This is a genomic window from Kumtagia ephedrae, from assembly GCF_003012745.1.
Taxonomy (GTDB): domain Bacteria; phylum Pseudomonadota; class Alphaproteobacteria; order Rhizobiales; family Rhizobiaceae; genus Kumtagia; species Kumtagia ephedrae.
This window is the reverse complement of record NZ_PXYK01000021.1, coordinates 42,558-68,152: the sequence shown is the minus strand read 5'-3', so window position 1 is coordinate 68,152 and position 25,595 is coordinate 42,558. Positions and strand designations below refer to the sequence as shown.

General features: G+C 66.7%; 22 protein-coding genes. 8 read left to right on the top strand and 14 right to left on the bottom strand.

Annotated elements, in window-relative coordinates; all coding sequences use genetic code 11:
• Positions 1-7: 7 nt before the first annotated feature.
• The 4 genes from bglA to C7I84_RS20430 form a co-directional block, all read right to left on the bottom strand.
• Positions 8-1,651: a beta-galactosidase BglA gene (gene bglA / locus C7I84_RS20445; RefSeq protein WP_425351368.1), complete on the bottom strand. Its 1,644-nt coding sequence runs from the start codon at positions 1,649-1,651 to the stop codon at positions 8-10.
• A gap of 25 nt (positions 1,652-1,676) precedes the next feature.
• Entirely contained in the window at positions 1,677-2,831 is a 1,155-nt protein-coding gene (locus tag C7I84_RS20440) for a carbohydrate ABC transporter permease (protein WP_106774069.1), read from the bottom strand.
• Position 2,832: 1 nt separating this feature from the next.
• Positions 2,833-3,846, bottom strand: coding sequence for a carbohydrate ABC transporter permease (locus C7I84_RS20435; protein WP_106774068.1), 1,014 nt, complete (start codon positions 3,844-3,846; stop codon positions 2,833-2,835).
• A 291-nt stretch (positions 3,847-4,137) separates the two neighbouring features.
• Positions 4,138-5,493, bottom strand: coding sequence for an ABC transporter substrate-binding protein (locus C7I84_RS20430; protein WP_106774067.1), 1,356 nt, complete (start codon positions 5,491-5,493; stop codon positions 4,138-4,140).
• Positions 5,494-5,858: 365 nt separating this feature from the next.
• On the opposite strand from C7I84_RS20430, the gene C7I84_RS20425 reads away from it, so the two are divergent.
• Positions 5,859-6,881, top strand: a complete 1,023-nt coding sequence (locus C7I84_RS20425) for a LacI family DNA-binding transcriptional regulator (protein ID WP_106774113.1) — start codon at positions 5,859-5,861, stop codon at positions 6,879-6,881.
• 13 nt (positions 6,882-6,894) lie between these two features.
• On the opposite strand, the gene C7I84_RS20420 is transcribed toward C7I84_RS20425, so the two are convergent.
• Together C7I84_RS20420 and C7I84_RS20415 are read right to left on the bottom strand one after the other, a co-directional pair.
• Positions 6,895-7,197: a DUF982 domain-containing protein gene (locus C7I84_RS20420; protein ID WP_106774066.1), complete on the bottom strand. Its 303-nt coding sequence runs from the start codon at positions 7,195-7,197 to the stop codon at positions 6,895-6,897.
• Between the two features lie 110 nt (positions 7,198-7,307).
• Positions 7,308-8,195, bottom strand: coding sequence for a GntR family transcriptional regulator (locus tag C7I84_RS20415; protein ID WP_106774065.1), 888 nt, complete (start codon positions 8,193-8,195; stop codon positions 7,308-7,310).
• 194 nt (positions 8,196-8,389) lie between these two features.
• On the opposite strand from C7I84_RS20415, the gene C7I84_RS20410 reads away from it, so the two are divergent.
• Together C7I84_RS20410 and C7I84_RS20405 are read left to right on the top strand one after the other, a co-directional pair.
• Complete coding sequence (locus C7I84_RS20410; RefSeq protein WP_106774064.1) at positions 8,390-9,895, top strand: UxaA family hydrolase; 1,506 nt, start codon at positions 8,390-8,392, stop codon at positions 9,893-9,895.
• Positions 9,896-10,037: 142 nt separating this feature from the next.
• Entirely contained in the window at positions 10,038-10,442 is a 405-nt protein-coding gene (locus C7I84_RS20405) for a Fur family transcriptional regulator (protein WP_106774063.1), read from the top strand.
• Positions 10,443-10,589: 147 nt separating this feature from the next.
• Here the strand turns inward: C7I84_RS20405 and C7I84_RS20400 are convergent, their stop codons facing one another.
• Both C7I84_RS20400 and pncA read right to left on the bottom strand, forming a co-directional pair.
• Positions 10,590-12,011, bottom strand: a complete 1,422-nt coding sequence (locus C7I84_RS20400) for a sodium:proton antiporter (RefSeq protein ID WP_106774112.1) — start codon at positions 12,009-12,011, stop codon at positions 10,590-10,592.
• 129 nt (positions 12,012-12,140) lie between these two features.
• On the bottom strand, positions 12,141-12,740 hold the full coding sequence (pncA, locus tag C7I84_RS20395; RefSeq protein WP_106774062.1) for a bifunctional nicotinamidase/pyrazinamidase: 600 nt from the start codon (positions 12,738-12,740) through the stop codon (positions 12,141-12,143).
• A 398-nt stretch (positions 12,741-13,138) separates the two neighbouring features.
• Here pncA and C7I84_RS20385 point away from each other — a divergent pair, with 398 nt between their 5' ends.
• The 4 genes from C7I84_RS20385 to C7I84_RS20370 are packed head-to-tail and all read left to right on the top strand — an operon-like array spanning position 13,139 to position 16,683.
• Positions 13,139-14,665, top strand: a complete 1,527-nt coding sequence (locus C7I84_RS20385) for a 6-hydroxynicotinate reductase (protein ID WP_106774061.1) — start codon at positions 13,139-13,141, stop codon at positions 14,663-14,665.
• On the top strand, positions 14,665-15,648 hold the full coding sequence (locus C7I84_RS20380) for a UPF0280 family protein (protein ID WP_106774111.1): 984 nt from the start codon (positions 14,665-14,667) through the stop codon (positions 15,646-15,648). The genes C7I84_RS20385 and C7I84_RS20380 overlap by 1 nt, the downstream gene beginning before the upstream one ends.
• The gene (locus tag C7I84_RS20375) at positions 15,641-16,225 is read left to right on the top strand and encodes an amino acid synthesis family protein (RefSeq protein ID WP_106774060.1); all 585 of its coding nucleotides are present in this window, start codon (positions 15,641-15,643) and stop codon (positions 16,223-16,225) included. Before C7I84_RS20380 ends, C7I84_RS20375 begins: the two co-directional genes overlap by 8 nt.
• Positions 16,222-16,683, top strand: a complete 462-nt coding sequence (locus tag C7I84_RS20370) for a MarR family winged helix-turn-helix transcriptional regulator (RefSeq protein WP_106774059.1) — start codon at positions 16,222-16,224, stop codon at positions 16,681-16,683. The genes C7I84_RS20375 and C7I84_RS20370 overlap by 4 nt, the downstream gene beginning before the upstream one ends.
• Here C7I84_RS20370 and C7I84_RS20365 read toward each other — a convergent pair.
• From C7I84_RS20365 to C7I84_RS20345, 5 genes are all read right to left on the bottom strand, one after another.
• Positions 16,658-17,092, bottom strand: a complete 435-nt coding sequence (locus tag C7I84_RS20365) for a DUF7684 family protein (RefSeq protein WP_106774058.1) — start codon at positions 17,090-17,092, stop codon at positions 16,658-16,660. The genes C7I84_RS20370 and C7I84_RS20365 overlap by 26 nt on opposite strands.
• Positions 17,093-17,133: 41 nt before the next feature.
• Positions 17,134-17,496 carry an HVO_A0114 family putative DNA-binding protein gene (locus C7I84_RS20360; protein ID WP_106774057.1) on the bottom strand — a complete coding sequence of 121 codons (363 nt, stop codon included), beginning with the start codon at positions 17,494-17,496 and terminating at the stop codon, positions 17,134-17,136.
• The gene (locus C7I84_RS20355; protein WP_106774056.1) at positions 17,493-17,780 is read right to left on the bottom strand and encodes a toxin-antitoxin system TumE family protein; all 288 of its coding nucleotides are present in this window, start codon (positions 17,778-17,780) and stop codon (positions 17,493-17,495) included. Before C7I84_RS20355 ends, C7I84_RS20360 begins: the two co-directional genes overlap by 4 nt.
• A 22-nt stretch (positions 17,781-17,802) precedes the next feature.
• Positions 17,803-19,527 (bottom strand): hydantoinase B/oxoprolinase family protein, encoded by a 1,725-nt coding sequence (locus C7I84_RS20350; protein WP_106774055.1) that lies wholly within the window; start codon positions 19,525-19,527, stop codon positions 17,803-17,805.
• 268 nt (positions 19,528-19,795) lie between these two features.
• Complete coding sequence (locus tag C7I84_RS20345) at positions 19,796-21,862, bottom strand: hydantoinase/oxoprolinase family protein (protein WP_106774054.1); 2,067 nt, start codon at positions 21,860-21,862, stop codon at positions 19,796-19,798.
• Between the two features lie 212 nt (positions 21,863-22,074).
• Between C7I84_RS20345 and C7I84_RS20340 the strand changes: the two genes are divergently transcribed.
• On the top strand, positions 22,075-22,902 hold the full coding sequence (locus tag C7I84_RS20340; protein WP_106774053.1) for a ferredoxin--NADP reductase: 828 nt from the start codon (positions 22,075-22,077) through the stop codon (positions 22,900-22,902).
• Between the two features lie 477 nt (positions 22,903-23,379).
• Here the strand turns inward: C7I84_RS20340 and C7I84_RS20335 are convergent, their stop codons facing one another.
• Entirely contained in the window at positions 23,380-25,593 is a 2,214-nt protein-coding gene (locus C7I84_RS20335) for a transglycosylase domain-containing protein (RefSeq protein ID WP_106774052.1), read from the bottom strand.
• Between the last annotated feature and the right edge of the window lie 2 nt (positions 25,594-25,595).

Genomic DNA, 25,595 nt, shown 5'->3' with positions numbered 1-25,595 from the left:
CAGCGTGTCAGGCCATGCGGCCGAACCATGCTTGATAGCTGCCGAGGCGGATCGTGCCGCCGTCGAGCGTTCCCGAAAAACCGTGTCCCGTCAGCGCATGCGCCGCGCGTTGCCCGAGCTCGATCGTCGCCGGCTTCGATCCGAGATTGAAGGCGCAGACGATCTCCTCGTTGCCGTAGCGGCGGGTGAAGGCGACCGCGTCGCCCTCGGCGGCGAGGAAGGCGATCTCGCCCTTGGCGAAGGCCGCATGGTTCTTGCGGAAGGCGAGGAATCGGCGGTAGTGCTCGAGCAGCGACGAGGCATCGCCTTCCTGGCTGTCGACGGCGAGCCTAAGATGCTCGGCCGGCACCGGCAGCCAGGGTTTTGCGGTCGAGAACCCGCCACTGGCGGCCTTCGATTCCCACACCATCGGCGTGCGGCAGCCGTCGCGGCCCTTGAATTCCGGCCAGAAGCGGATGCCGTAGGGATCCTGCAGGTCCTCGAAGGCAAGATCCGCCTCGGTCAGCCCCAGCTCCTCTCCCTGGTAGATGCACACCGAGCCGCGCAGCGACATCAGCAGCGCCGAGATCACCTTGAGATAGGCGGCGCGGTCGGCCTCGCCCTCGCCCCAGCGCGAGGCATGGCGCTTCACGTCGTGGTTGGAGAACGCCCAGCAGGACCAGCCGTCGGTGGCGACCCGGCCGAAATCCTCCAGCACGGTCTTCACCTTGGCGGCACTGATCTTCTCCGGCGCCAGGAAATCGAAGGCGTAGCACATCTGCACGCGATCGCCGCCGCCGGTGTAGTCGGCCACCACCTGCAGGCCGCGCTGCGAATCGCCGACCTCCCCGACCGCGGCGGCCGCCGGATACTCGTCGAGCAGGGCGCGGAAGCGGCGCAGGAACTCGACATTCTCCGGCCGGCTCTTGTCGTAGATGTGGTCCTGATAGTTGTAGGGGTTGACGGCCGGCGCGGTCTGGTCGTTGCGCAGCTCCGGCGCCAGCGGCGGGTTGTCCTCCAGCCCCTGGCTGTGGAAGTAGAAATTGATGGTGTCGAGGCGGAACCCGTCGACCCCCCGCTCCAGCCAGAAGCGGGTGATGTCGAGCAGCTCGTCCTGGACCGCCCGGTTGTGGAAGTTGAGATCCGGCTGCTCGGCCAGGAAGTTGTGCAGGAAATACTGCTGGCGGCGGGTGTCCCACTGCCAGGCCGAGCCGCCGAAGATCGACAGCCAGTTGGTGGGCGGCGTGCCGTCCGGTTTTGCGTCGGCCCAGACATACCAGTCGGCCTTGGGATTGGTGCGGCTCGACCGGCTCTCCTTGAACCAGGGATGCTCGTCGGAGGTGTGCGAGATCACCTCGTCCATCATCACCTTGAGGCCGAGCCGGTGCGCCTCGGCGACCAGCGCATCGAAATCCGCAAGCGTGCCGAACATCGGGTCGACGTCCCGGTAGTCGGAGACGTCGTAGCCGAAATCCTTCATCGGCGACTTGCAGAAGGGCGAGATCCAGATCGCGTCGGCGCCGAGCCCGGCGATGTAGGGCAGGCGCTTGATGATACCCTTGAGGTCGCCAATGCCGTCGCCGTTCGAATCCTGGTAGCTGCGCGGATAGATCTGGTAGATTACCGCGCCGCGCCACCAGTCGCGATCGGGCGCCGGTTCCGGAACTGCCATCCTGCGTGCCGCCGATTGCATCAGATCAACCTCCTTTGACGGAGCCCGCGAGCAGGCCGCGGACGAAGTAGCGCTGCAGCGAGAAGAACACGATCAGCGGCACGATGATTGTGACGAAGGCCGAGGTCGTGAGGATCTCCCAGTCGCCGCCACGTGAGCCGAGCAGCGCATTGAGCTTGCCGGTGAGCACCAGCTGGTCGGCGCCCGAGCCGAGGAAAACCATCGCCACCAGCAGATCGTTCCATACCCACAGGAACTGGAAGATGGCGAAGGACGCGAGCACCGGGAAGGACAGCGGCAGCACGATCTTGACGAATATCTCGAAATCGCTGGCGCCGTCGATACGCGCCGATTCCATCAGCTCGCGGGGCAGGCCGGCCATGTAGCTCCTGAGCAGGTAGATGGCGAAGGGCAGGCCGAAGCCCGTATGCGCCAGCCAAATGCCGAGATAGGTTTTCGACGGCACGCCGAAGAACAGGGCGACGCCGTTGTAGAGCTGCAGCAGCGGGATCAGCGCCATCTGCAGCGGCACCACCAGCAGGCCGATGATGGTGGCGATGATCAGCGCCCGGCCGGGGAAGCGCATCCAGGCGAGCGCATAGGCGGCGAAGGCGGCGATCATGATCGGGATGACGGTCGCCGGGATCGTCACCGTCAACGAGTTGATGAAGGAGCGGCCAATGCCTTCCGAAAACAGCACCGCCTCGTAATTCTCGGTGGTGAAGCGTGCCGGCGCCGAGGCGGCGAAGTAGACGCGCTGGCCGCGCTCGCCCTCGAAGGCGGTGGGCGAGGCGAGCACGAAGCTGCCATCGGCATTGATCTGCAGCGTCGCGCCGTCCTTCAGCTCCGCGACGGTGCCGGCCTCGAATTCGGTCGGAGCCACGGCGCGCGTTCCGAAGGCGCGGATCTCGCGGGCGCCGGGCTGCTCGAACAGATTGCCCTCGATGACGAACTTGCCGTCCTTCTCCTGCTGGGCCGAGGCCGGCGGCAGGCGGCCGTTCTCCGTCTGCACCGAGCCGGCAAACGAGTTCCACCATCCCGAGGCGATGATCTGGTCCTTGTCGCGCAGGGACGACACCAGGATGCCGAGCGTCGGGATCGTCCACAGCACGACGAAGAACAGCACCGCGATATGGACGCCGAAGCGGCCGAGGAAGGACTTTCCGCTGGCCTTCGCCATCTCAGTGTCCTCCCGTTTCCTTGTTGGCCTGGCGGATGTTCCAGACCATGATCGGCAGCACCGCCAGCATGATGATGATGGCGATCGTGGCGCCACGGCCGAAATCGCCGCCGCCGCGGAACATCCAGTCGAACATGAGATTGGCCAGCACCTGGCTGTTCCACTGGCCGTTGGTCATGGTCAGCACGATGTCGAACACCTTAAGCACCAGGATGGTGATGGTGGTCCACACCACCGCGATCGTGCCCCAGATCTGCGGCACCATGATCTTCCAGAATATCTGGAACGGCGAGGCGCCGTCGATCACCGCCGCCTCGATGGTCTCGTCGGGAATGCCGCGCAATGCCGCCGACAGGATCACCATGGCGAAGCCGGTCTGAATCCAGATCAGGATGGCCATCAGGAAGAAGTTGTTCCAGAAGGGCAGCGATATCCACACCTGCGGATCGCCGCCGAAGAACCGCACGACGGCGTTGAGCAGGCCGATCTGCACCTGGTCCGCGCCACGGAACTCGTAGATGAACTTCCAGATGACGCTGGCGCCGACGAAGGAGATGGCGAGCGGCAGGAAGATCAGGCTCTTGGCGATGGTGCCCCACCAGATGCGGTCGGTCAGCACCGCGATGATCAGGCCGAGGAAGGTGCAGGCCGCCGGCACCACCAGCAGCCACAAGAGGTTGTTGAGGATCGAATTGCGGAACTCGCGATCACCGAAAGCCCAGGCATAGTTGCCGAGGCCGACGAAGCTCTCCCCCGCCCGGTCGTGGAAGGAGAGATAGAGCGTCTGCACGACCGGATAGATCAGGTAGACGATCAGGATGATCATGGCCGGGCCGATGAACAGCCAGGGCCGGATCATCGCCTGCCGGCGCAGATTGTCGACCGCCGTGCCGCCGCTCACCCCGCGCGACGGGAAGACCAGGTCGAGCGTCTTGTTGGCGCCCCAGAAATAGGCAACGCAGCCGCCAACGCCGACGATGATGACGAGAATGGCCGAGAATATCTGACCAGCCATGGGTTCCTCCCCTCTATGAGGACCGATGTCTTTGCTCTGCTCGCGTGTTCAAGAGACCGTTCAAACGCTGGAACTACCGATACTGGTTGGCGCCGGCCCTCACCTGGCTGCCGCCATCCTCTCCCCGCAGGCGAGGAGAGGGACGCCTCATCGGCCCTTTCGCCAACCTCCGACGTCACGGGGTGGCGAAACCGGCCCAGCTTCGTCCCTCTCCCTGCTTGCGGGGAGAGGATGCCGGAAGGGCAGCGCCTTACACCTCGGGCGAAGCTGACCCCTTCAATCCGAGAGCCCTTACTTGATCGCGTCCCAGCTCTTCTGGATGTCGCCCGCCACATCCGCCGCCGGCTTGCCGCCGACCAGGTCGATCATGCCGGTCCAGAAGGCGCCGGCGCCGATCTTGCCGGGCATCAGGTCGGAACCGTCGAAGCGGAAGGTCGAGGCGTTGACCAGGATTTCGCCCTGCTTCTTCAGCTGGTCGTTGGCATAAGCCTCGGTGTTGGCGGTCTTCAGCGCCGTCAGCAGGCCGGACTGCGCCATCCAGATCTCATGCGCGAGCGGCATTTCGAGGAACTTGATGAACTCGCGCGCCGCCTTGGAATCCTTGGTGATGGCGACCAGCGTGCCGGCGCCGAGCACCGGGTTGCCGAGGTCCGGCTTGGAGGCCATCGGCGGCAGGTAGAAGAAATCCGCATCCTCGCCGAGCTTGGTGCCCTCGGGGAAGAAGGAGGAGATGAACGAGGCCTGCCGATGCAGATAGCACTTCGGCGGGATGCCGAAGAGGCCTTTTGGGCTGTCGCGGAAGTCGGTGGCGGCAACCGCCGCCTTGCCGCCGTCGACATATTTGTCGTTGGTGGCGATGTCGGCGAAGATCTGCAGCGCGTTGACCACGGCCGGGTCGTTGAACGGGATCTCGTTCCTCGTCCACTTGTCGTAGACGTCCGGGGAGGCGGTGCGCAGCATGATGTCCTCGACCCAGTCGGTCGCCGGCCAACCCGTGGCGCCGCCCGAGCCCAGCCCGATGCACCACGGCACGCCGCCGTCCTCGACGATCTGGTCGGTCAGCGCCTGCAGCTCCTCCCAGGTCTTGGGTACCTCGTAGCCGGCTTCCTCGAAATTCTCCGGTACGTACCAGACGAGCGACTTCAGGTCGGCCTTGTAGGGGAAGGCGAAGAACTTCGCCGTGCCGTCCTTGTCCTTGTAGGTGCCGAGGTCGACCCAGGACTGGCCGGCGCCGTAATTGTCCTTGACGAAGGTGGCGACGTCCTCGCCGAGCGGCACCAGCAGGCCCTTGGACGCCAGATCCTGCAGCAGGCCGGGCTGCGGCAGGATGGCGATGTTGGGCGGGCTGCCGGCCTGCGTGTCGATGACGATCTGCTGCTCGTAATTCTCGGACGATGAATAGTTGATGGCCGCGCCCGTGGCCTCGGAGAAATAGTTGAGCACGCTGCGCACCAGCGCTTCGTCCTCGCCGCGCCACGGCCCGAAGATCGACAACGTCTCGCCCTTGAGATCGACCTTCTTCAGGTCATCGTAGTTCGACCAGGTGAAGCGCGCATCCTCGCCCGGTGCGAACTTCAACTCCGCCGAAGCCGGACCGCCGAGCGCCAGCGCCGCCAGCGCGACGCCAACAAACAAGCTTTTCCTCATCGGATTTCCTCCCTGCCGATTTGGTAGCGGACGGAACCTCCCTTCCGTCCGGCCGGCGCTACCCTGAACCCGTCCCGCCGGCATGTCCACAGATGTTCCCGTGGCGCGCGGCTTTCCGGCGAGTTCCAAAGCGCTTTGGCTGATTTTCATCTTCACTCCGGCGCATCCGGAATGTCAAGAGCAGACAATAATAAATCGATTTAGGTTGCCGGCATCATTGCAGTGCAGCATGCCTTTTCGGCGTTGCATTACAAATTTTGCTTCAAAGCGGTGGCCAAGCGGCCTAATTTGGTCACTCGGCAGGCGCTTCTCGAGCCCCGCCGGTCGTTTGAAATTTGAAAGCGCTTTGGGATGGCGGCGCGCTGATGAACCTCAAGCAGCTCGCAACGATGCTGGACCTTTCGCAGACGACGGTCAGCCGTGCGCTGAACGGCTATCCCGAAGTCAGCGAGGAGACGCGCCGGCGGGTCATGGATGCCGCCAAGCGGCACGGCTACCGGCCCAACCCGAGCGCCAGGCGGCTCGCCACCGGCAAGGCCGGCATGATCGGCCACGTGCTGCCGACCGGCGCCAGCGTCGACATCGACCCGCATTTCGTCGAGTTCCTCTCCGGCCTCGGCGACTATGCGCGCTCGCACGATCTCGATCTCGTGCTCAGTCCGGCGGAGGCCGGCGACGAGGAGACCACCTATCGCCGCGTTGCCGCCAACAAGCAGGTCGACGCCGTCTACGTCTCGGCACCGCGTCCCCGCGACCGCCGCATCATGCTGCTGCAGCAGCTCGGCCTGCCCTATCTCGTGCATGGCCGCTCCGAGGGGCTCGACTTCCCCTATGCGCATGTCGACATCGACAATGAAGGCGCCTTTCACGAGGCGGGGCGGCTGCTCGTGCAGCTCGGTCATCGCCGCATCGCGCTGATCAATGGCGACGACACGCAGACCTTCGCCATCTTCCGCGAGCGCGGCCTGCGGCGGGCGCTGGCGGCGGGCGGGTTCGATCTCGCGCCAGCGATGGTCCGCTCGGTGCAGATGACGGAGGAGAACGGCTATCGGGCGACGCTCAGCCTGCTCGACCAGGCGGGGGCGCCCACGGCGATCGTCTGCTCCAGCCTGATCATGGCCCTGGGGGTGGTCCGCGCGTTGCGCGAACGGAACCTGGCGGTTCCGCAGGACGTCTCGCTGGTCGCCCATGACGACGTCTTTCCCTGGCTCAGGCCGGAGAATTTTCCGGTTCCGCTGTCGACGACGCGGTCCTCAATCCGGGCGGCCGGCGCGCGCCTCGCCGAACGCCTCGCCGCCCGCATCTCCGGTGTCGAGGACGGGGCGCGCGGCGAGGTCTGGCCGGTCGATCTGGTGGTACGCGGGTCGGTCGCCGGCGCGCCGGGCTGATCCGGCGCGCATGTCAGCGATGCATTCCCGAGACGATGGGCGGCCGCGGTTTGGCTGTCGGATCCGGCTTGAACTGGCGCCGCGCCAGAATGCCGGTGATCCTTGCAAAGCTCTCGAAGGCCTTGCGTGCATCGTCCACCTTCATGGTTCCGGCAAGCGCCGCTTCGCAGCTCCTTTTGGCGCAGGCATAGACGGGTCCCTGGCGGCCACGCGGCCAGTCGGCGAGAAAGGCGACGGCCTCGTGCAGGGTCTCTATTTCAGTCACGGAGTCCTCGACACGCAGCCACACAGGCGCGCGGAAAGGCTTGGTGTCCATTCCATCTCCTCCCACGGATTTGGGGTAAGCAGGCATCAACGCGCCCCATGCTAAATGGTTCCATCGGCCATCAGAAAAAATTGACGCGCCGGGAGGTGCCCGACGACCGCTCAGACGCGGCTCGGCACGGAATCGAGAAGCGTGTTGCGCGCCGATGTCAGATGCGCGCCGCAGGCAGCCTGCACGCGGCCGCGGTCGCGTGAACGCAGCGCCTCCGCATAGGCGAGGTGCTCGGCGACGGCCGAGGCGTTGCGCTCCCGCTCGCCGACCTTGTTCCACTGGTAGTGGTAGTGGAAGATCATCGCGATGACGTCGTAGAAATCGATGATGAAGCGGTTGCGCGACGCGTTGTGGATGAGCCGGTGGAAGCGCTCGTCGAGTTCCGAGAAGTCGCCGTAGCGCGTCGCCATCGACGCCGCCAGCGCGTGGTGCTCGGCCTCGATGCGGTCCAACGCCGCCCAGGCCGGATTTTCCTCGGCCAGCGTCGTGAAGGCAAAAGCCGAGCGCAGCTCGAACATCTCGCGGATCTCGATGAGCTCGAGCGCGAAGTCGCGGGTGAAGCCCTTGAACCTCCAGCGGCTCTTCGGCCGTTTCTCGATCAGTCCGAAGCGGCTGAAGCGGATAAGGAATTCGCGCACGCTGCTGGCGCCGACGCCCATGTCGCGCGCCAACTCCGCCTCGGTGAGCTGCGTTCCCGGCTCCACGCCCTGCGCCAGCAGGCGCCGCATGAAGCCGCGCTCGACGATATCGGCGGGAGAATCCGTTTCCTCCGCCGGATAGAAATCGGCAATGCAAGGCTCACGCAGCCGCACCTTGCTGCGCTTGTTCCAGGAGATCAGCCTCGTCCCCTCCAACTGCGTCAGCACGGCGCGGACGGTGGTGCGGCTGACGCCGAGCGTCAGGCCGAGCTCCGGCTCGGAAGGCAGACTCTCGCAGCCCTCGAGAAGGTGCAAACAGCGGTTGTAGGTCTGCTTGAATACGATGCTGGTCTTGGACATCCGGCCCGCCCGCTTACCCGGATCCTCGCGACAGCGAGGCTAAAAAGCAATTGACGTCAAAATGTTTTTTTAACATAAAAGACAATGCTATCCGCCACTGTCAACTGCGGATAATCCGACCTTGCCCAATCGATCCCGCCGGCGCTCGATCCACCGCCCCTAGCCAATGTCGACCCCAGCCAGGAACCACTGCCGTGACCGTCGCGAAATGCATTCTTCTGTCCGAAGCCGACAACGTGGTGGTCGCCAACGGCCGCATCGAGGCGGGTGAGGCGCTTCCGGGCGGCGCGGTGGCGCTGACGGTCATCGAACCCGGCCACAAGGTGGCGATTCGGCCGATCGCGAAAGGCGAGGCGGTGATCAAATACGCGCAGGCCATCGGCCGGGCGACAGAGGACATAGCCGCCGGCGCGCATGTGCATTCGCACAACCTCATCTTCGAATCCGGCCGCATGCCGGTCGTACCGCCGTCGGCGCCAGTCGAGGCGACCGAGGCGGACAAGGCGCGCACCTTCATGGGCTACCGCCGCGCCGACGGGCGCGCCGGCACGCGCAACTTCGTCGGCATCGTCGCCAGCGTGAACTGCTCGGCGACCGTCTGCCACGCCATTGCCGACGAGGCCAACCGGCGGTTGCTGCCGCTCTATCCCGGCATCGACGGCTTCGTGCCGATCGTTCACGGCCAGGGCTGCGGCATGAGCGCCACCGGCGACGGCATGATGGTGCTGCACCGCACGCTCGCCGGCTATGCTCGCCACCCGAATTTCGGCGGCGTGCTGATGGTCGGGCTCGGCTGCGAGGTCAACCAGCTCACCCTCTACGGCCAGAAGGGCGTGGCGGCGGGAAAACGCCATTTCAACATCCAGGACGCCGGAGGCTCGCGCAAATCGGTCGAGAAGGCGATGGGCGTGCTGGCCGAGATCTGCGAGGAGGTCGGCAATCTCCAGCGCGAGCCGATCCCCGTCTCGGAGATCGTCGTCGGCCTGCAATGCGGCGGCTCGGACGGCATGTCGGGCATCACCGCCAATCCCGCCTTGGGGGCGGCGGTCGACATCCTGGCCGGCGTCGGCGGCATCGGCATTCTGTCCGAAACCACCGAGATCTACGGCGCCGAGCACCTGCTCGCCTACCGCGCCGCCTCACCGGAGATCGCCCAGAAGCTCGACGGCTACATCAAATGGTGGGAGGATCATACCGCCAAGCACGGCGCCTCGATCGACAACAACCCGTCGCCCGGCAACAAGCGCGGCGGCCTCACCACGATCCTGGAAAAGTCGCTCGGTGCGGTCGCCAAGGGCGGGCAGACGCCGCTCAACGGCGTGTTCGGTTATGCCGAGAAGGTCGCCGGCAGCGGCCTCGTCTTCATGGACACGCCCGGCTACGATCCCGTCTCGGCCACGGGCCAGGTAGCGGGCGGCGCCAACGTCATCGTCTTCACCACTGGCCGCGGCTCCTGTTTCGGCAGCCATCCGACGCCGTCGATCAAGGTCGCCACCAACAACGCGCTCTACAATTCCATGGAAGAGGACATGGACGTCAATTGCGGGGTCATCGCCACGGGCGAGAAAACGATCCCGCAGATGGGCCGCGAGCTGTTCGAGCTGATCGTCGACACGGCATCGGGCAAGAAGACCAAGAGCGAGCTGTTCGGCTACGGCGACAACGAGTTCGTGCCCTGGCATCTCGGCGCGACCTTGTAGGCCGGCATGGCTGACCGCTTCACACCCTTTCGGCCTTCGGCCGCCTTCCCCAGCGCGCGGGAGTGGAAAAATACGCCGCGAACCGCTACCTATGACGGACTGGTCGCGCCGTTGCGGCCAGGCTAGCGGTAGCGAAGGCAAGATGGCGACGCGGGCATCCCTGACGAAGAACCAGGCCAAGGTGCTGGACCGGCTCGAAGCGGCTTCGGCGCCGCTCAGCGCCTATACGCTGCTCGACCAGTTGCGCCCCGACGGTTTTCGTGCCCCGCTGCAGGTCTACCGGGCGCTCGACGGCCTGATCGACGCCGGCTTCGTGCACCGGCTGGAAAGCATGAACGCTTTCGTCGCCTGCTGCGAGCCGCACGACCACAACCACCGCATGATCGCCTTCGCCATCTGCGACAAGTGCGGTCACGTCGCCGAGTTCTCCGACGAGGAGATCGGCCGCCGCCTCGACGCCTGGGTCGGCGCCAACGGCTTTGCGGCCAACAGGGCCGTCATCGAGTTCCGCGGCACCTGCGCCAATTGCGCCAAGGCGGCCGCCTGACCGATCGCGTCACGGCCGTGGCATGCAGGTCCTGGGCGAGCGATCAGATCGAGCCTGAAAAGGCCGCGCCGCCCTGCGACAAGGCAGCGTGGCGATCCTGCGCCATCCTCCATGGGACACTTCGCCGGCAGGCGGCGGAAGAGACGCTCATCCGAAAAACACCCAGCCCGCGACCAGGAAGATCGGGATCAGCACCGCGCCCGACCAAAGCATGTAGCCGAAGAAGCTCGGCATCTTCACCCCGCGGTGCCGGGCGATCGCGTAGACCATGAAGTTGGGCGCATTGCCGATATAGGTGTTGGCGCCCATGAACACCGCGCCGGTGGAAATCGCCGCGAGCGTCGTGGCGAGCGTCGTCATCAGCATCTGCGGATCGCCGCCGGCGAGCTCGAAGAAGACGAGATAGGTCGGCGCGTTGTCGAGGAAGGAGGAGAGCCCGCCGGTCAGCCAGAAATAGGCGAGGTCGTTGGGCAGGCCGCTCTCGGTCGACACCAGCGCGACCAGCGGGGCGAGCGCGCCGGCTGCGCCGGCCCTCAGGATGGCGATAACCGGCACGATGCAGATGAAGATGCCGGCGAACAGCTTTGCCACCTCGGCGATCGGCCCCCAGGCGAAACCGTTCGCCCGGCGGTATTCCGCCCGCGTCACCTTCAACGAGGTCAGGGCGAGCGCCAGGATGATCAGGTCGCGCACGATGTTCTGCAGCTCCAGCGCCACGCCGGCAATGGTAAAGGCGATGCCCGGCTTCCAGCTGGCCGACAGCAGGATGGCGGCGATGACGCCGGCAAGCAGCGGCAGGTTGGCGAGGCCGCGCACCCGCACCCTGCTGTCCGGCGTCGGGTCCTTGATCTTAGGCAGACCGGCCTCGCGGTGGTGGAACCAGTAATCCAGGGCGAGGAAGACGGCGAGCACGACGACGCCGACGAACAGCGTCTCCTTCCACAGATGCGCGGCCGTCCAGAAGAAGTCGACGCCGCGCAGGAAACCGACGAACAGCGGCGGGTCGCCGAGCGGCGTAAGCGCGCCGCCGATGTTGGACACGAGGAAGATGAAGAAGACCACGACATGCGCGTTGAACGGGCGGTTGTCGTTGGCGCGGATGACCGGCCGGATCATGATCATCGAGGCGCCTGTGGTGCCGACGACCGAGGCGAGCAGCGCACCGATCAACAGAAGCGCGGCATTGGTCAGCGGCGTGCCGTGGATGTTGCCCGCCACCAATATGCCGCCGGCGATGGTGAACAGAGCGAACAGTAGGATGATGAAGGACATGTATTCCAGCAGCAGCGTATGCAGCAGCGCCTCGGCCGAGACCGCCCAGCCGTGCAGGACCAGCATCGGCAGCACCACCAGCGCCGCCCAGGCGGCGGTGATCTTGCCGTAATGGTGCTCCCAGACATGCGGATAGAGCAGCGGCCCGGTGGCGATCGACAGCAGCAGGCCGACGAAGGGCAGCGCCCAGAAAAGCGACATGGAGTCGCCAGGCAGTCCATGGCCCTCGGCGGCAAAGGCGGTCGTGGGACACAGAAGCAGAGCCGGCAGCAGGGCCGCGCAAAAAACCGAACGCATGAAGTCCTTCATCGAATGGCGGTACGTCCTTCGAGGCACGCCCGCTGACCAGTTTGCCTCAATCGTCGATGCGGTGCGGGCGAACCGAGTCCGACCGTTGGCGGGCGAGCATCGAAGGACGCACCCTCCTCACGCCAGCACGACGCCGGCGTCGCGCATCTCGCCCAGTCTCGCCTCCAGCGAGCCGCCGAGATCAATGCCGCGGCAGGCGTCGAGCCGCACCGTCACATCGAAGCCCAGCCGCGCCGCGTCGAGGGCGGAAAAGGCGACGCAGAAGTCGGTCGCCAGCCCGACCAGCGTGAGCTGGCCGATGCCGCGCTCGCGCAGGTAGCCGGCGAGACCGGTCGGCGTGGTGTGGTCGTTCTCGAAGAAGGCGGAGTAGCTGTCGATCGCCGGGCGAAAGCCTTTTCGCACGATCAGCTCGGCCTTGGCCCATTGCAGGCCGGGATGGAAGGCGGCGCCCGGCGAGCCCTGGATGCAGTGATCCGGCCACAGCGTCTGCTCGCCATAGGGCATGGTGATGGTCTCGAAGGGCTGCCGGCCGGCATGGAAGGAAGCGAAGCTTGAATGCAGATCGGGGTGCCAGTCCTGAGTCAGCACGACGTGGTCGTAGTCGGCGATCAGGCCGTTGATCACCGGCACGATCGCATCGCCGTCTGCGACAGCGAGCGCGCCGCCAGGGCAGAAATCGTTCTGGACGTCGATGACGACGAGCGCTTCCTCGCTCATATGCTCTCCCATTTCGAAAACCGCCGCGCTGCAGCGGCTTGCGAAAGTCAACGCAAGCGGGGTCGGCGTCAACCCCGCATACGAGGATTCCGGCACCCCTCCCCGACCGGATTTCCGCGCGGCGGCCACGGCGTGCGGCTTTGACAATCTGCCGGCCGCTGATATCATTTGCATACGAATGAATTTCGCCGGTTTCTTCCGTCGGAAAGGCATTGCGTGATCCGCTACGCGAAACCGAAAACGGTCGGCGAAGCCCTCGCTCTCCTGAGCGAGCGGCGGTGGCGGATCCTCGCGGGCCGAACGGATTTTTGCGCGGCTCCCGGCGCGCGCCCCTTCCCGTGCCGCTGCACGGGGTATCAGAAAATCGTCGCGGCGGTTTCAGCGGTCGAGCGGCACCCATGAGCGAGCTCGCCGAACGCTTCGACACGCACGACCCCGGCGCGAAGCAGGTGGCGGAGAAGATCCGCTGCGATGCCTGCCCGGTGATGTGCTACATCGCCGAGGGCCGCACCGGCGCATGCGACCGCTACGGCAATGCCGGGGGGAAAATCGTGCGCTGCGATCCGCTCACTATCCTCGAGCATGCGGTCGGAGGCGGCGGCGCGATGGTGCCCTTCGGGGCGGAGGGCGAGGCGTGGAACGGCGAACTGGTCAATACGGGGCGGCGCTTCGTAACCGCGATCGGCGCCGGCACCACCTATCCCGACTACAAGCCGGCGCCCTTCATCGTCAGTCAGGAGGTTGAGGGTGTCGACCTCGTCACCGTGGTGACGGAAGGCATCTTCTCCTATTGCGGGGTCAAGATAAAGATCGATACCGACCGCCATATCGGATCTGAGACGGCGATCGTGCGGGCCCAGGGTGAGGCGGTCGGCCATGTGACCACCGGCGAATACGGCTCGCAGATGCTGTCGCTGGGCGGCGTGCACCATCTCACCGGCGGCTCCAAGCAGGAAGGCCGCGCCACCTGCGATGCGATGCTCGACCTATGCAACCGCAAGCCGGTGGAACTCGCCATCGACGGCGGCGCGACAGTGGTGGTCGAGGCCGGCAAGGCGCCGGTGATCGACGGCAAGGTCGAGCACCGCATGCGCGTCGGCTGCGGCTCGGCCACCATCGGCATGTTTGCCACCCAGTGGCGCGGGCTTGTCGATGAGGTGGTGGTGGTCGACGACCACATCACCGGCGTGATCTCGGAGCACCAGGCCGGCAAGGTCTTGGGCTGGGAGGATACGGGGATAAAAATCGTCGGGCGGCGCTCGACGCCGGGGCGCTACTTCAAGGTGTCCGAGCCGGGACTGGGCTGGGGCGGCACGACCATCTCCGACCCGCTGTCGATCCTCGGCGAGTGGAACGCCAGGAAGGGCGCGCGGCCCGGCCTGTCGCTCTTGATGGTGTCGACCACCGGCGAGCAGTTCGCCTATTACGAGCTCGACGAGGATCTGAAGCCGGTGGAAAAGCCGTTTCCGGAGCGGCTCAGGAAATCGGTGCGGCTGATCGAGGAGAATTGCGAGCCGGCGCTGTGCACCGTGCTGTTCGTCGGCGGCGCCGGCGGAAGCCTGCGCGCCGGGGTCACGGAGAACCCGGTCAATCTCACCCGCTCGGTGCAGGGTTTTGAGACCTATGTCACGGTCGGTGGCGCTCCGGTCTATGTGTGGCCGGGCGGCGGCATTACGCTGATGGTCGACGTCACCCGCGTGCCGGAAGGCGCCTTCGGCTCTGTGCCGACGCCGGCGCTGGTGGCGCCGATCGAGTTCACGCTGCGGCGCGACGACTATGTGCGGCTGGGCGGCTACGAGGCCGAGATCCGGACGGTCGACGACGTCTTGGCCAAGGGCGGCGAATATCTGAACGAGCGTCGCGCCGCGATCGCCGCCCGCGAAAATCCGTGGCCGCCGCTGCAGCAGCTCCGGCGGACGAGATGATGCACGAGCCGCGGGCCAGCTGGCTGCCGGACGGAAGGCGGCTGCACCTCAACCACGGGCCGATCGACCTGATCGTCGAGGCGTTCGGGACGGCGGAGGAGGTGCATGCGGCCTATGCGCAGGCGGCGGCGCGTTTCCGCTCGGTGCTGGCCGAGCTGGTGGCGGAGCTGCCGGAGTTGAGGCGGGTGGCGCGTCTCGGTGCGCCGCGTGCCTTCATAGCCTCCACGGCGCGGCGCATGGAAGCCGCGGTCGAGCCGCTGGCGGAAGAATTCATCACGCCGATGGCGGCGGTGGCCGGCTCGGTGGCAGACGAGATGCTGGCTGCCATGCTGGCAGGCCGGACGCTGGAGCGGGCCTATGTGAACAATGGCGGCGACATCGCCCTGCACCTTGCGCCGGGACAGGAAATTTCGCTGGCGATCGCCGGCACCGGCCACGGCTTTGATGACAGGATCACGATCCGCGCCGCCGAGCCGGTGCGTGGCATCGCCACCTCGGGCTGGCGCGGCCGCAGCTTCTCGCTCGGCATCGCCGATGCGGTCACCGTTCTGGCGCGCACCGGCGCCGAGGCCGACGCCGCCGCGACGGTGATCGCCAATGCCGTCGACCTGCCAAAACATCCGGCCGTTTCGCGCCGGCCGGCAGTGGAGCTTGCGCCCGACAGCGACCTGGGGGCGCGGCCGGTGACGGTCGGCGTGGGCGCGCTGACGGCTGCCGAGATCGACGAGGCGCTGGCGCGCGGGCTGGCGGTTGCCGAGGCCTTGCGCTTGAGCGGCCTGATCGACGCGGCGGCCCTGTTCCTGGCCGCAGAGGCGAGGGTTTGCGGCGCTCTTGCCCTCCCTGCCGGAGCTAAGCCTGCCGCATCGCCGCCCGCCTTGCGGGAGGACAGAGCGAGCGACGTGGAGCGAATCCTGCCCAGGGGCTTAGCAGCCGCATTTCCGAACCAACGGCCAAGACAATCCAAGGACTGCACGCATGCCTGAATTCCCCATCCGCAAGGTTGCGGTCATCACCGAAGAAATCTTTCACGACGGCGGGCCGTCAGCCAAAAACCCGCGGCGGCGCGCGGCCGCCCTCGCGGTGGTGAAGAACCCCTTCGTCGGCCGCTATGTCGAGGATCTGCAGCCGGCGATGGAGGACCTGAAGCCGCTCGGCCTGATGCTGACGGACCGGCTGATCGCCGCGCTGGGCGGCGACCCGAACGCGATCGACGGCTACGGCAAGGGCGCCATCGTCGGCACGGATGGCGAAGTCGAGCATGGGGCGCTGTGGCACGTGCCGGGCGGCTACGCCATGCGAGAGCGGCTCGGCGGCGCCAAGGCGATCGTGCCGTCGGCGATGAAGGTCGGCGGCTTCGGCGCGAAGCTCGACGTGCCGCTCGGGCACATCAACGCCGCCTATGTGCGCAGTCATTTCGACGCGATGGAGGTGGGCGCTGCCGACGGCCCCCGGCCGGACGAAATCGTCTTCCTGCTGGCCATGGCGGTCGGCGGAAGGGTCCACGACCGCATGGGCGGACTGGCGGCCGCCGACATCAAGCTGTGGGACGGGCTGAGGTGAGCGGCGAGGAGAATATCTTGAAGCTGGTCGAGGCCGGCGAGCCGGCCGCCGGGGAGTATCGGCTCGACGACCAGATCGGCTTCATCCTGCGGCGCGCCCACCAGCGCCATGTCGCGCTGTTCGCCGCCCACATCGCCGACCTGACGCCGCCGCAGTTCGCCGCGCTCGCCAAGCTGCGCGACATCGGCGAGACGTCGCAGAACCAGCTCGGCCAGCTCGTCGCCATGGACGCGGCCACCATCAAGGGCGTGATCGACCGGCTCAAGGCGCGCGGCATGGTCGAGCTCGGCCGCAACGACGGCGACAAGCGCCTGATCATGGTGCGGCTCACCGACGCCGGCCGCCGCGCGGTGGAAGAGCTGGTCCCGCTGGCCGAGAAGATCACCGCCGAGACGCTGTCGCCGCTGACGTCCAGGGAAGTGGATACGCTGGTCAGGCTGCTGGCGAAGATCGCGTGAGGGCAAGAAGCTCGCGCTTCAACTGAGCCATAGCTGGAAAGTCTCCGCAGTGGATGACGTACAGTGTCTTTTCCAGCGACGTGGGAAAAGTCGCATGGACGAAGAAGGAAGCTACGTCGTCGGCAGGCTCCTCTTGATGGGATGTCGTCAGCACGTCGAGATACCGCTGGTCCGATTCGACAAAGGCATCCACCTCGTCTTCAACCCAATTGGCGATCTCTCCCCACGACAGGAAATACTTGCAGCCGGATACCAATAGCCTGCGGATCAGCGAATGCATCGCGGGGAACTCGTCCGTGGATCGGGACACGATGAGGCAAGCGATGTCGCCGGAAAACAAGCCCAACTCCTGATCACCTCCGGCAAGATCGAGAAAGCGTAGTTGGGTGCGCAAAACGGTCGCTTTCAATGGACGCTCCTGCCGAGGAGACTCGACCTTGTGCAGAGCGGCTACGCTGCGTCTCCCATGGTGATCACCGCCCGGATCTCGGAATAGCTGGCCGTCAGCGTTCCGTCCGGGCCGACTTCGATCAGCCCGATCTCTCTCAGCGCCGACACGTCCTCATGCACGCGCTTGAAGTCCCGGCCGAGAGTGCGCGACAGCTCCCTGATGCTGGCGGCAGGCCTGCGATGCAGCGCCTTGAGCAACTCATAGCGCTTTTCCGTCAGTGCGGCGGACAAGCCAGCCCAGGAGACGAAGGTGACGTTGTCCTCGGGCTCGAAAACCTCGCCCCGCTCGGCCCGATGCCACGCGTCGGCCACCCGCTTCGCTGCATCTGCCAGATTGCCGCCGACGATGATCTGTTTTCTCATCTGTCGCCTCTCATCTGTTCGACTTCCGCGACGAACGCTTCGAGCAAGGCCTCGATCGAAAGGAACCGGATGGCCGATTCTTCGCCGCGAAAATGGCGATGATCGCCTTTGCCGCGCTCGTTGTCGCAGGCCAGGACGCGCTGGCCCTCGCGGATATAGACGAGCCGGTACTTGAAGCCATGCGTCGTCGGAGGCACCGGCTCCGGCAGCATCCAGACAACCATCTCGACAATGTCGCCGTCGGGATAGACCACGCGTTCCCGGACGATCAACCTTGCCGCCATGATGGCACTTTATGCCATCAATTCAGTTGGTTTTCAACGGTTGCCGTGGAGGCCTCTCCGAGGCAACCCTCACCCCGAACATCTCCGCCGCCTGCTCCGGCGTATAGTACCCCATCGCCACGTCGCGCCGCACCAGCTCCGGGTCGCGCTGGCGCGGGTCGCCGAAGCCGCCGCCGCCGGGGGTTTCCACGCTGACGCGGTCGCCGGCCTGGAGCGGGATGTCCTGCTCCTTCGACAGATGCGGCGGCACATGGGCGACGCCGTCGCGCCAAACCGTGACCTTGTTGACCGCGCCGTCGCTGCCGCCGAGCACGCCTTGCGGGCCGACGCGGCCGTGGTCCATGACGAAGGAGGCGCGTGCCTCGCCGCGCAGCAGCTCGACCTCATAGGCCAGCCCGAAGCCGCCGCGCTGCTTGCCGGCGCCGCCGGAGCCTTCGCGCAGCCTGTAGTGGCGGTAGAGCACCGGAAAGGCCTGTTCCATGATCTCGACCGGCGGCGATTTGGAGATGCCGATGGTCGAGCAGCCATTGGTCAGCCCGTCGCCGCCGGCATGGCCGCCATAACCGCCGCCGGAGATCTGGTACATGACATAGTCGCGGCCGCGTGCCGGATCGGAGCCGCCCAGCGCGAAATTGCCGCTGGAGCCGGCGGGCGCGGCGGTCACCTTGTCGGGCAGCGCCTGCACCATCGCGGCGAACACGGCCTCGGCGATGCGCTGCGACACCTCCGCCGCGCAGCCGGAGACTGGGCGCGGATACTTCGCATCGAGGAAGGTGCCTTCCGGCCGCTTCACCACCAGCGGCTCGAAAGCACCGGCGCTGATCGGCACGTCGGGGAAGATGTGGCGCATGGCGAGGTAGACCGCCGACAGCGTCGTCGCCAGCACGCTGTTCATCGGCCCGGCGCAGGGCGCGCTTGACCCGGCAAAGTCGAAGATGAGCGTGTCGCCAGCCTTCTCGACAGCAAGGGCGATGGTGAGCGGCTGGTCGACCACGCCGTCGGAATCGACATAGGCGGTGGAGCGATAGGTGCCGTCGGCAATCTTGGCGATATGCGCCCGCATCTGCTCGGCGGCGCGGCGGCGCAGCTCGGCGATCGCCTCGCCGACGGTGTCGTCGCCGTAGCGATCGAGAATCTGGAAGAGCCGCTCGCGGCCGACATGCAGTGCTGCCGCCTGCGCCTTGATGTCGCCGATGCGCTGGTCGGCGACGCGGATGTTGGAGGTAATGATGGCATAGATCTCTGGGTCGAGCGCGCCCTTCTTGAACAGCTTTACCGGCGGCAGCCGCAGCCCCTCCTGCTCGACCGCGGTGGCCGAGGCCGAAAAGCCGCCGGGCACCGCGCCGCCGATGTCCGGCCAGTGGCCGGTGTTGGAGAGCCAGCAGAAGATTTTCCCGCCCCGATAGACCGGCATGGCGAAGCGCACGTCCATCAGATGCGTGCCGCCGAGATAGGGGTCGTTGACGATGTAGATGTCGCCTTCCTGCGGCGGTAGGCAGCGGCCGGCGGCGATCATCTCGATGATGGTCCTGGTCGAATGCTGCATGACGCCGACGAAGACCGGCAGGCCCTCGCTGCCCTGGGCGATCAGCGAGCCGTCCACTGCCGAGTAGATGCCGTCGGAACGATCGTTCGCCTCGGCGATCACCGGCGAGAAGGCGGCGCGGGAGAAGGCGAGGTCCATCTCGTCGCAGGCCTGCTGGAGCGCTGCCTGGATGACGGAGAGGGTGATGGCGTCGAGGGTCATGGCTCTGCACTCCCCCCTCCCCGTGAGAGGAGCAGGGCGGCCGCATATGGAGTTACCCCCACCCCTAACCCCTCCCCACAGGGGGGAGGGGGACCGGCTGGCGTCTTCGCCAGGCACCAATAGTGGACCGTTTCGTGCGGCATTGCGGCCGCAAAGTCCCCCTCCCCCTTGAGGGGAGGGGTTAGGGGTGGGGGTAACCGGCCAGGCGACACCTCTAGAACTTCCATATGCGGTCGCCCTGCCCTAGAGGGGGACGTCGGCGCCGTGTTCATCCGCCCACCTCCACGATCAGGTTGCCGTCCGCGTCGGAGCGTGCGCGGTCGCCTGGCTCCAGTACGGTGGTGCAGTCCATCTGCTCGAGGATCGCCGGGCCGGCTGTTTCCGCGTCGAGCGGCAGTTTTTCGCGCGCATAGACCGGCGTGTCGTGCCATACGCCGTCGAACCAGACGGGGCGCGTCTCGGTCAGCGCCTCGGCAAGAGTCGCGGCGCGGCCGGCCGGATCGATCAGCCGCGACAGGTCGAGCGGCGGCCGCATGCCGGTGACGGAGGTATTGAGATTGACCAGATTGGCGCGGATTTCCGGCAGCTCGACGCGGAAGCGCGCGAAATAGGCTTTTTCGAACAGCGCCTGCAATTCGGCCCGCGACACCGCGGCAGAGGGTAGCGGCACGGTGATGATGTGGGTCTGGCCGACGAACTGCATGTCGGCGGAATGGCTGAAGCGGATCGTCTCCGGTTTCACCGCCTCTTCTTCGATCAGCGCCACGCCCTGCGCGCGCTGGCGCTCCAGGATCAAGCGCATCTCCGCCTCATCGAGGGTGGCGACCGGCCGGTTGACGGTGTTGACGAAGTCGTGGCGCATGTCGGCCACCACGCAGCCCAGCGCGTTGGTGATGCCCGGCCGGGCCGGCACCAGCACGCGCGGCAGGCCGAGTTCGCGCGCCAGCGCCGACGCGTGCAGCGGGCCGGCGCCGCCGAAGGCAAACAGGGCGAAGTCGCGCGGGTCGTGGCCGCGCGCCACCGAGACCATGCGGACGGCGCCGGCCATCTTGATGTTGCCCAGCCGCAGCACCGCGCCGGCGGCGGCGAAACCGTCGAGGCCGGTCGGTCGGCCGATCCTGTTCTCGAAGACTTTCGTCACGTCCTCGACGGTGACGGGGTGCTCGACGGCGAGCAGCTTCTTCGGGTTGAGCCGGCCCAGCACGAGATTGGCGTCGGTGATGGTCGGCTCGGTGCCACCGCGGCCGTAGCAGATCGGGCCGGGGTCGGCGCCGGCGCTCTGCGGCCCGACCTGGATGAGGCCCGAGGCGTCGACGCGGGCAATCGAGCCGCCGCCGGCGCCGACCGTGTGCACGGCCACCATCGGCACGTGGATCGGCATCGCATATTCGATCTCGATCTCGTTGGAGACGGCAGGCTGGGCGTCGCGGATCAGCGCGACGTCGGTCGAGGTGCCGCCCATGTCGTAGGTGACGAGCGAGGCGAAGCCGGCGCGCCGGCCGGTATAGGCGGCGGCGATGACGCCGGAAGCCGGACCGGACATCACCGTCTTGGCCGCCTCGCGGGTGACGTTGCGGGCCGAGATCATGCCGCCATTGCCGTTCATGATCAGGAAGTCGCGGGCATAGCCGCGCGCCTCCAGCTCGGCGCGCAGCCGCGCCACGTAGCGCTCGAGGATCGGCTGGACGCTGGCGTTGACCGCCGCGGTGACGCCGCGCTCGAACTCGCGTGCCTCCGACAGCAGCGAATGCCCGGTGGTGATGTAGCCGTTCGGCCAGAGCTCCGCGGCGATCTCGGCGGCGCGCCGCTCATGCGCCGGATTGGCATAGGCGTGCAGGAAATGGATGACGAGCGACTCGCAGCCGGCGGCGAGCAGATTTCGGACCGCCTCGCGCACCTCCTGCTCGTCGAGCGGCACCCGCACCGCGCCCGAGGCCTCTACCCGCTCGGACACGTCCAGCCGGAGATCGCGGGGGATGACGGGCACGAAGCTGCCGGTCATGCCATAGGGCTGTGGCCGCGTGCGCCGGCCGAGCTCGATCACGTCGCGGAAACCGCGCGTCGTGATCATCCCGGTGCGGGCGAGCCGGCGTTCCAGCACGGCATTGGTCGTTGTGGTCGTGCCGTGGACGATGAGGTCGATGCCGCTGACCGGGAAATCCGCCTCGGACAGTGCCGAGACGACGCCGAAGGCCTGGTTCCGCACCGTGGTCGGCGTCTTGGCGATGCGCACCTGACCGCCGCGGCCGTCGATCAGGATGAGATCGGTGAAGGTTCCGCCGACGTCTATGCCGGCGACGACGCTTCCGGCCTTCGCGGAAATATTCTCTCGCATTCGACCTATCCGAAACGCCCGGACTACCGGGCGCAGACAGTTTGGAAAGCTGTTTTCCGCCCGCAGCTTGACCTAAAACTTGTTTGTATACTAATAAACTCACGACACAAGAGCTTAGCTTCCGGGCATGCGTCACTCGACGGCGGGGCCGAAGCGCCCGCCGCGCTAAGGGCGTCTGTGCGCGAAAATAAAGACGAAAAGGCGCGGCGCCGATGAATTCTCCCTTGCTGCTTGAGACGCGCGACGCGCGCCCGCTGCCATTCCCCATTCCGGCCAACGTGCATGTCGAGACGGTGGTGTCGGTCAAGCACTACACCGACCGGCTGTTCGCCTTCCGCGTCACCCGGCCGCAGTCGCTGCGCTTCCGTTCTGGCGAGTTCGTCATGATCGGCCTGCCCAATGCGGAGAAGCCGGTGTTCCGCGCCTATTCGGTGGCGAGCCCGGCCTGGGACGAGGAGCTCGAATTCTTCTCCATCAAGGTGCCGGACGGGCCGCTCACCTCGGAGCTGCAGAAGATCCAGCCGGGCGATCCGATCCTGATGCGCCATAAGGCGACCGGCACGCTGGTGGTCGACGCGCTGACGCCGGCCAGACGCCTGCTGATGGTCTCGACCGGCACGGGCATTGCCCCCTTCGCCAGCCTGCTGCGCGACCCCGACACTTATGAGAAGTTCGAGCAGGTGATCGTTACCCACACCTGCCGCGACAGGGCCGAGCTGGTCTACGGCCAGGAGCTGGTCGCCGGCCTCGCCGACGATCCGCTGATCGGCGAGTTCACCAACGGCCGCGTCACGCTCTATTCGACGACGACGCGCGAGGAGTCGCCCTTCATGGGCCGCATCACCGCACTGATCGAATCCGGCAAGTTCTACAGCGATGTAGGCATCGAAAAACTCGATCCGGCGGTCGACCGCATCATGATCTGCGGCTCCATGCACATGCTGAAGGACGTCAAGGAGCTTGCCGAGAGCCTCGGCTTCAAGGAAGGCTCCGTCAGCCATCCCGGCGACTTTGTCGTCGAGCGGGCCTTCGTCGGATAATAATATCAGCGGTTGTTTATTTGACCGGTCGGTGCAGCCCCTCACCTGCCGGCATCCTCTCCCCGTGAAGAACGGCTACCGCGTTCACACATCTGATAGGATGCCGTCGGCGCCGGAGCACTTCACAACCGGTACGGCATGGATCCTAGGGTCTTCGCCTCCGCTGCGCTCCGGCTCCGCCCTAGGATGACGAAACCCTTGATGTTGCTGGCTAATCACGTCAAACGCTCACGGGCCGCTGGCGAGTAGCCGAACCATTCCGCCGTTCGTCATCCTATGGCGGAGCAGGCCGAAGGCCGTCGCGGAGACCATAGGATCCATGCCGTGGCGGCAGCGACACGCCCGACAGAGCAGAATGAAGCACTCATAAAGCAGCGCATATCAACATGATGCGCCAACGATGGAAGATGTTAGAATCCGACAGCCGTGAAGAACGGGGAGAGGGCCGCCTGCAGCGCGGTCCTGAGACAATCCACATCACCCGCCGTTGCCAAGAATAATGTCGAGGATGGAGTTCTGCCGCCGCACCGCCGGGCCCCCGACGTCGGCGCTGGGCACCGGGTGACGGATCGAGGCGGTGGGGTCGTCGGCCGTCGGGTAGGCTACGGGATCCACGGCCGGGTCTTGCGGCAGTCCGGCGACCGGTTCGGCCGTCTGGCCGCCGACATCGCCGGCGACGGCCGCGTCCGGCACGCTCTCGTCGATCAGGTCCGGCACCGGCTCCCAGCGGCCGGGCAGCTCGGCCACCGGCACGCCCTGGTGCGCGGCGGCCATGAACTCGTGCCAGGCGAGCGTCGGCAGGGCGCCGCCGGTCACCTTCTTCATGGGCCGGCCGTCGTCGTTGCCGAACCACACGCCGGTGGTGAGATTGGCGGTGTAGCCGACGAACCAGGCGTCTCGCGACTTCTGGCTGGTGCCGGTCTTGCCCGCTGCCGGCCAGCCGAAGCGGGCCTTGCGCGCCGTGCCGTCGGACAGCGTCTCCTTCATCATGGCGTTCATCATGCCGACGATCTCGGGGCTGATGACGCGCGGCGACGCGCCGGACGGGTGCTCGTACAGCACCTTGCCTTCGGCGGTGGTGACGCGGCGCACGAAATGCAGGTCGGGCCGATAGCCGCCATTGGCGAACGGCACGTAGGCGGCGGTGAGCTCCAGCGGCGTCACCTCCGACGTGCCGAGCGCGATCGCGTTGTTGGCCTGCAGCTCGGACTGGATGCCCATGCGCTGGGCGGCCTCCACCACCGAGCCGGCGCCGACCTCCATCACCAGCTGCGCAGCCACCGAGTTCAGCGATTTTGCGAGCGCGGTGGCCAGCGTGACCTGGCCGTAATATTTGCCGTTGTAGTTCTGCGGCGACCATTTGCCGATGCGGATCGGCGCGTCGTTGCGCATGCTGTCCGGCCGCACGCCCTGCTCCATTGCGGCCAGGAAGACGAAGGGCTTGAACGCCGAGCCTGGCTGCCGGCGCGCCTCGGAGGCGCGGTCGAACTGGCTGTTGGCGTAGTCGTAGCCGCCGACCATGGCGCGCACCGCGCCGGAACTGTCGATCGACACCAGCGCGCCCTGGCTGACGTCGAGCTTGTCGCGGTTCTCGTCGATCAGCCGGCGGATCGACTTTTCGGCGAATTGCTGCAGGTCGAGGTCGATGGTGGTGTCGACGACGATGTCGGCGCGCACGTCGCCGATGAGCGCCGGCAGCTCGCCCATCACCCGGTCGGCGACATAGTTCTCCGAGCCGGTCCAGAAGGCGGCGGCGCGGGTGGCGGGCGCGCTCATCGCCGTCGTCAGCTCGTTCTCGCCGATCAGGCCCTCGTCGCGCATGGCGGCGAGCACGAGCTGCGCCCGCCGCTCCGCCGCCTGCGGGTCGCGCGCCGGCGACAGCCGCGACGGCGCCTTGAGCAGACCGGCGAGCAGCGCAGCCTCGGAGAGCGTCACATCGCGCGCGGACTTGCCGAAATAGCGGCGCGACGCCGCCTCCACGCCGTAGGCGCCCGAGCCGAAATAGACCCGGTTCAGGTACATTTCCAGGATCTGGTCCTTGCTGTGCTCGTGCTCCAGCCACAGCGCCAGCAGCACCTCCTGCACCTTGCGCTCGATGGTGCGGTCCGGCTGCAGGAACAGGTTCTTGGCGAGCTGCTGGGTGAGCGTCGAGCCGCCCTGGCTGAAGCTGCCGTCGAGGACGTTATGCAGCATGGCGCGGGCGAGGCCGATCGGGTCGACGCCGAAATGCGAATAGAAGCGGCGGTCCTCGATCGCCATCACCGCCTGGGGGATGTAGGGCGACATCTCGTGCAGGCCGATCGCCTCGCCGCCGGTCATGCCGCGATTGGCGATCTGGGCGCCGTCGACGGCGACGATCTTGACGTTGGGCGGCCGGTCGGGGATCGACCAGTTGGCGACGCTGGGCAGTTGCGCGCCATACCAGGCGACGATGCCGGCAAGCCCGATGCCGGCCCACAGCATGAGCACGCAGCACCAGTAGAACAGCCGCCCCAGGCCGAGGCGGCGGCGCCGCGGCGCGGCGCGGCGCTGCTCCCGCCGCGCCTTGCCGGCCTTGCGTGCGGCTGGCGCGCGCTTGCGCTGCGACGGCAGCACGCGGTCGTCCTCGTCGAGCGCGAAGTCGTCGGACGCCGGACGCCGGGACGGCCCGTCGAATGTCGGCTCGATGCGCGTGCCGTTGCGTCTTGCCATTG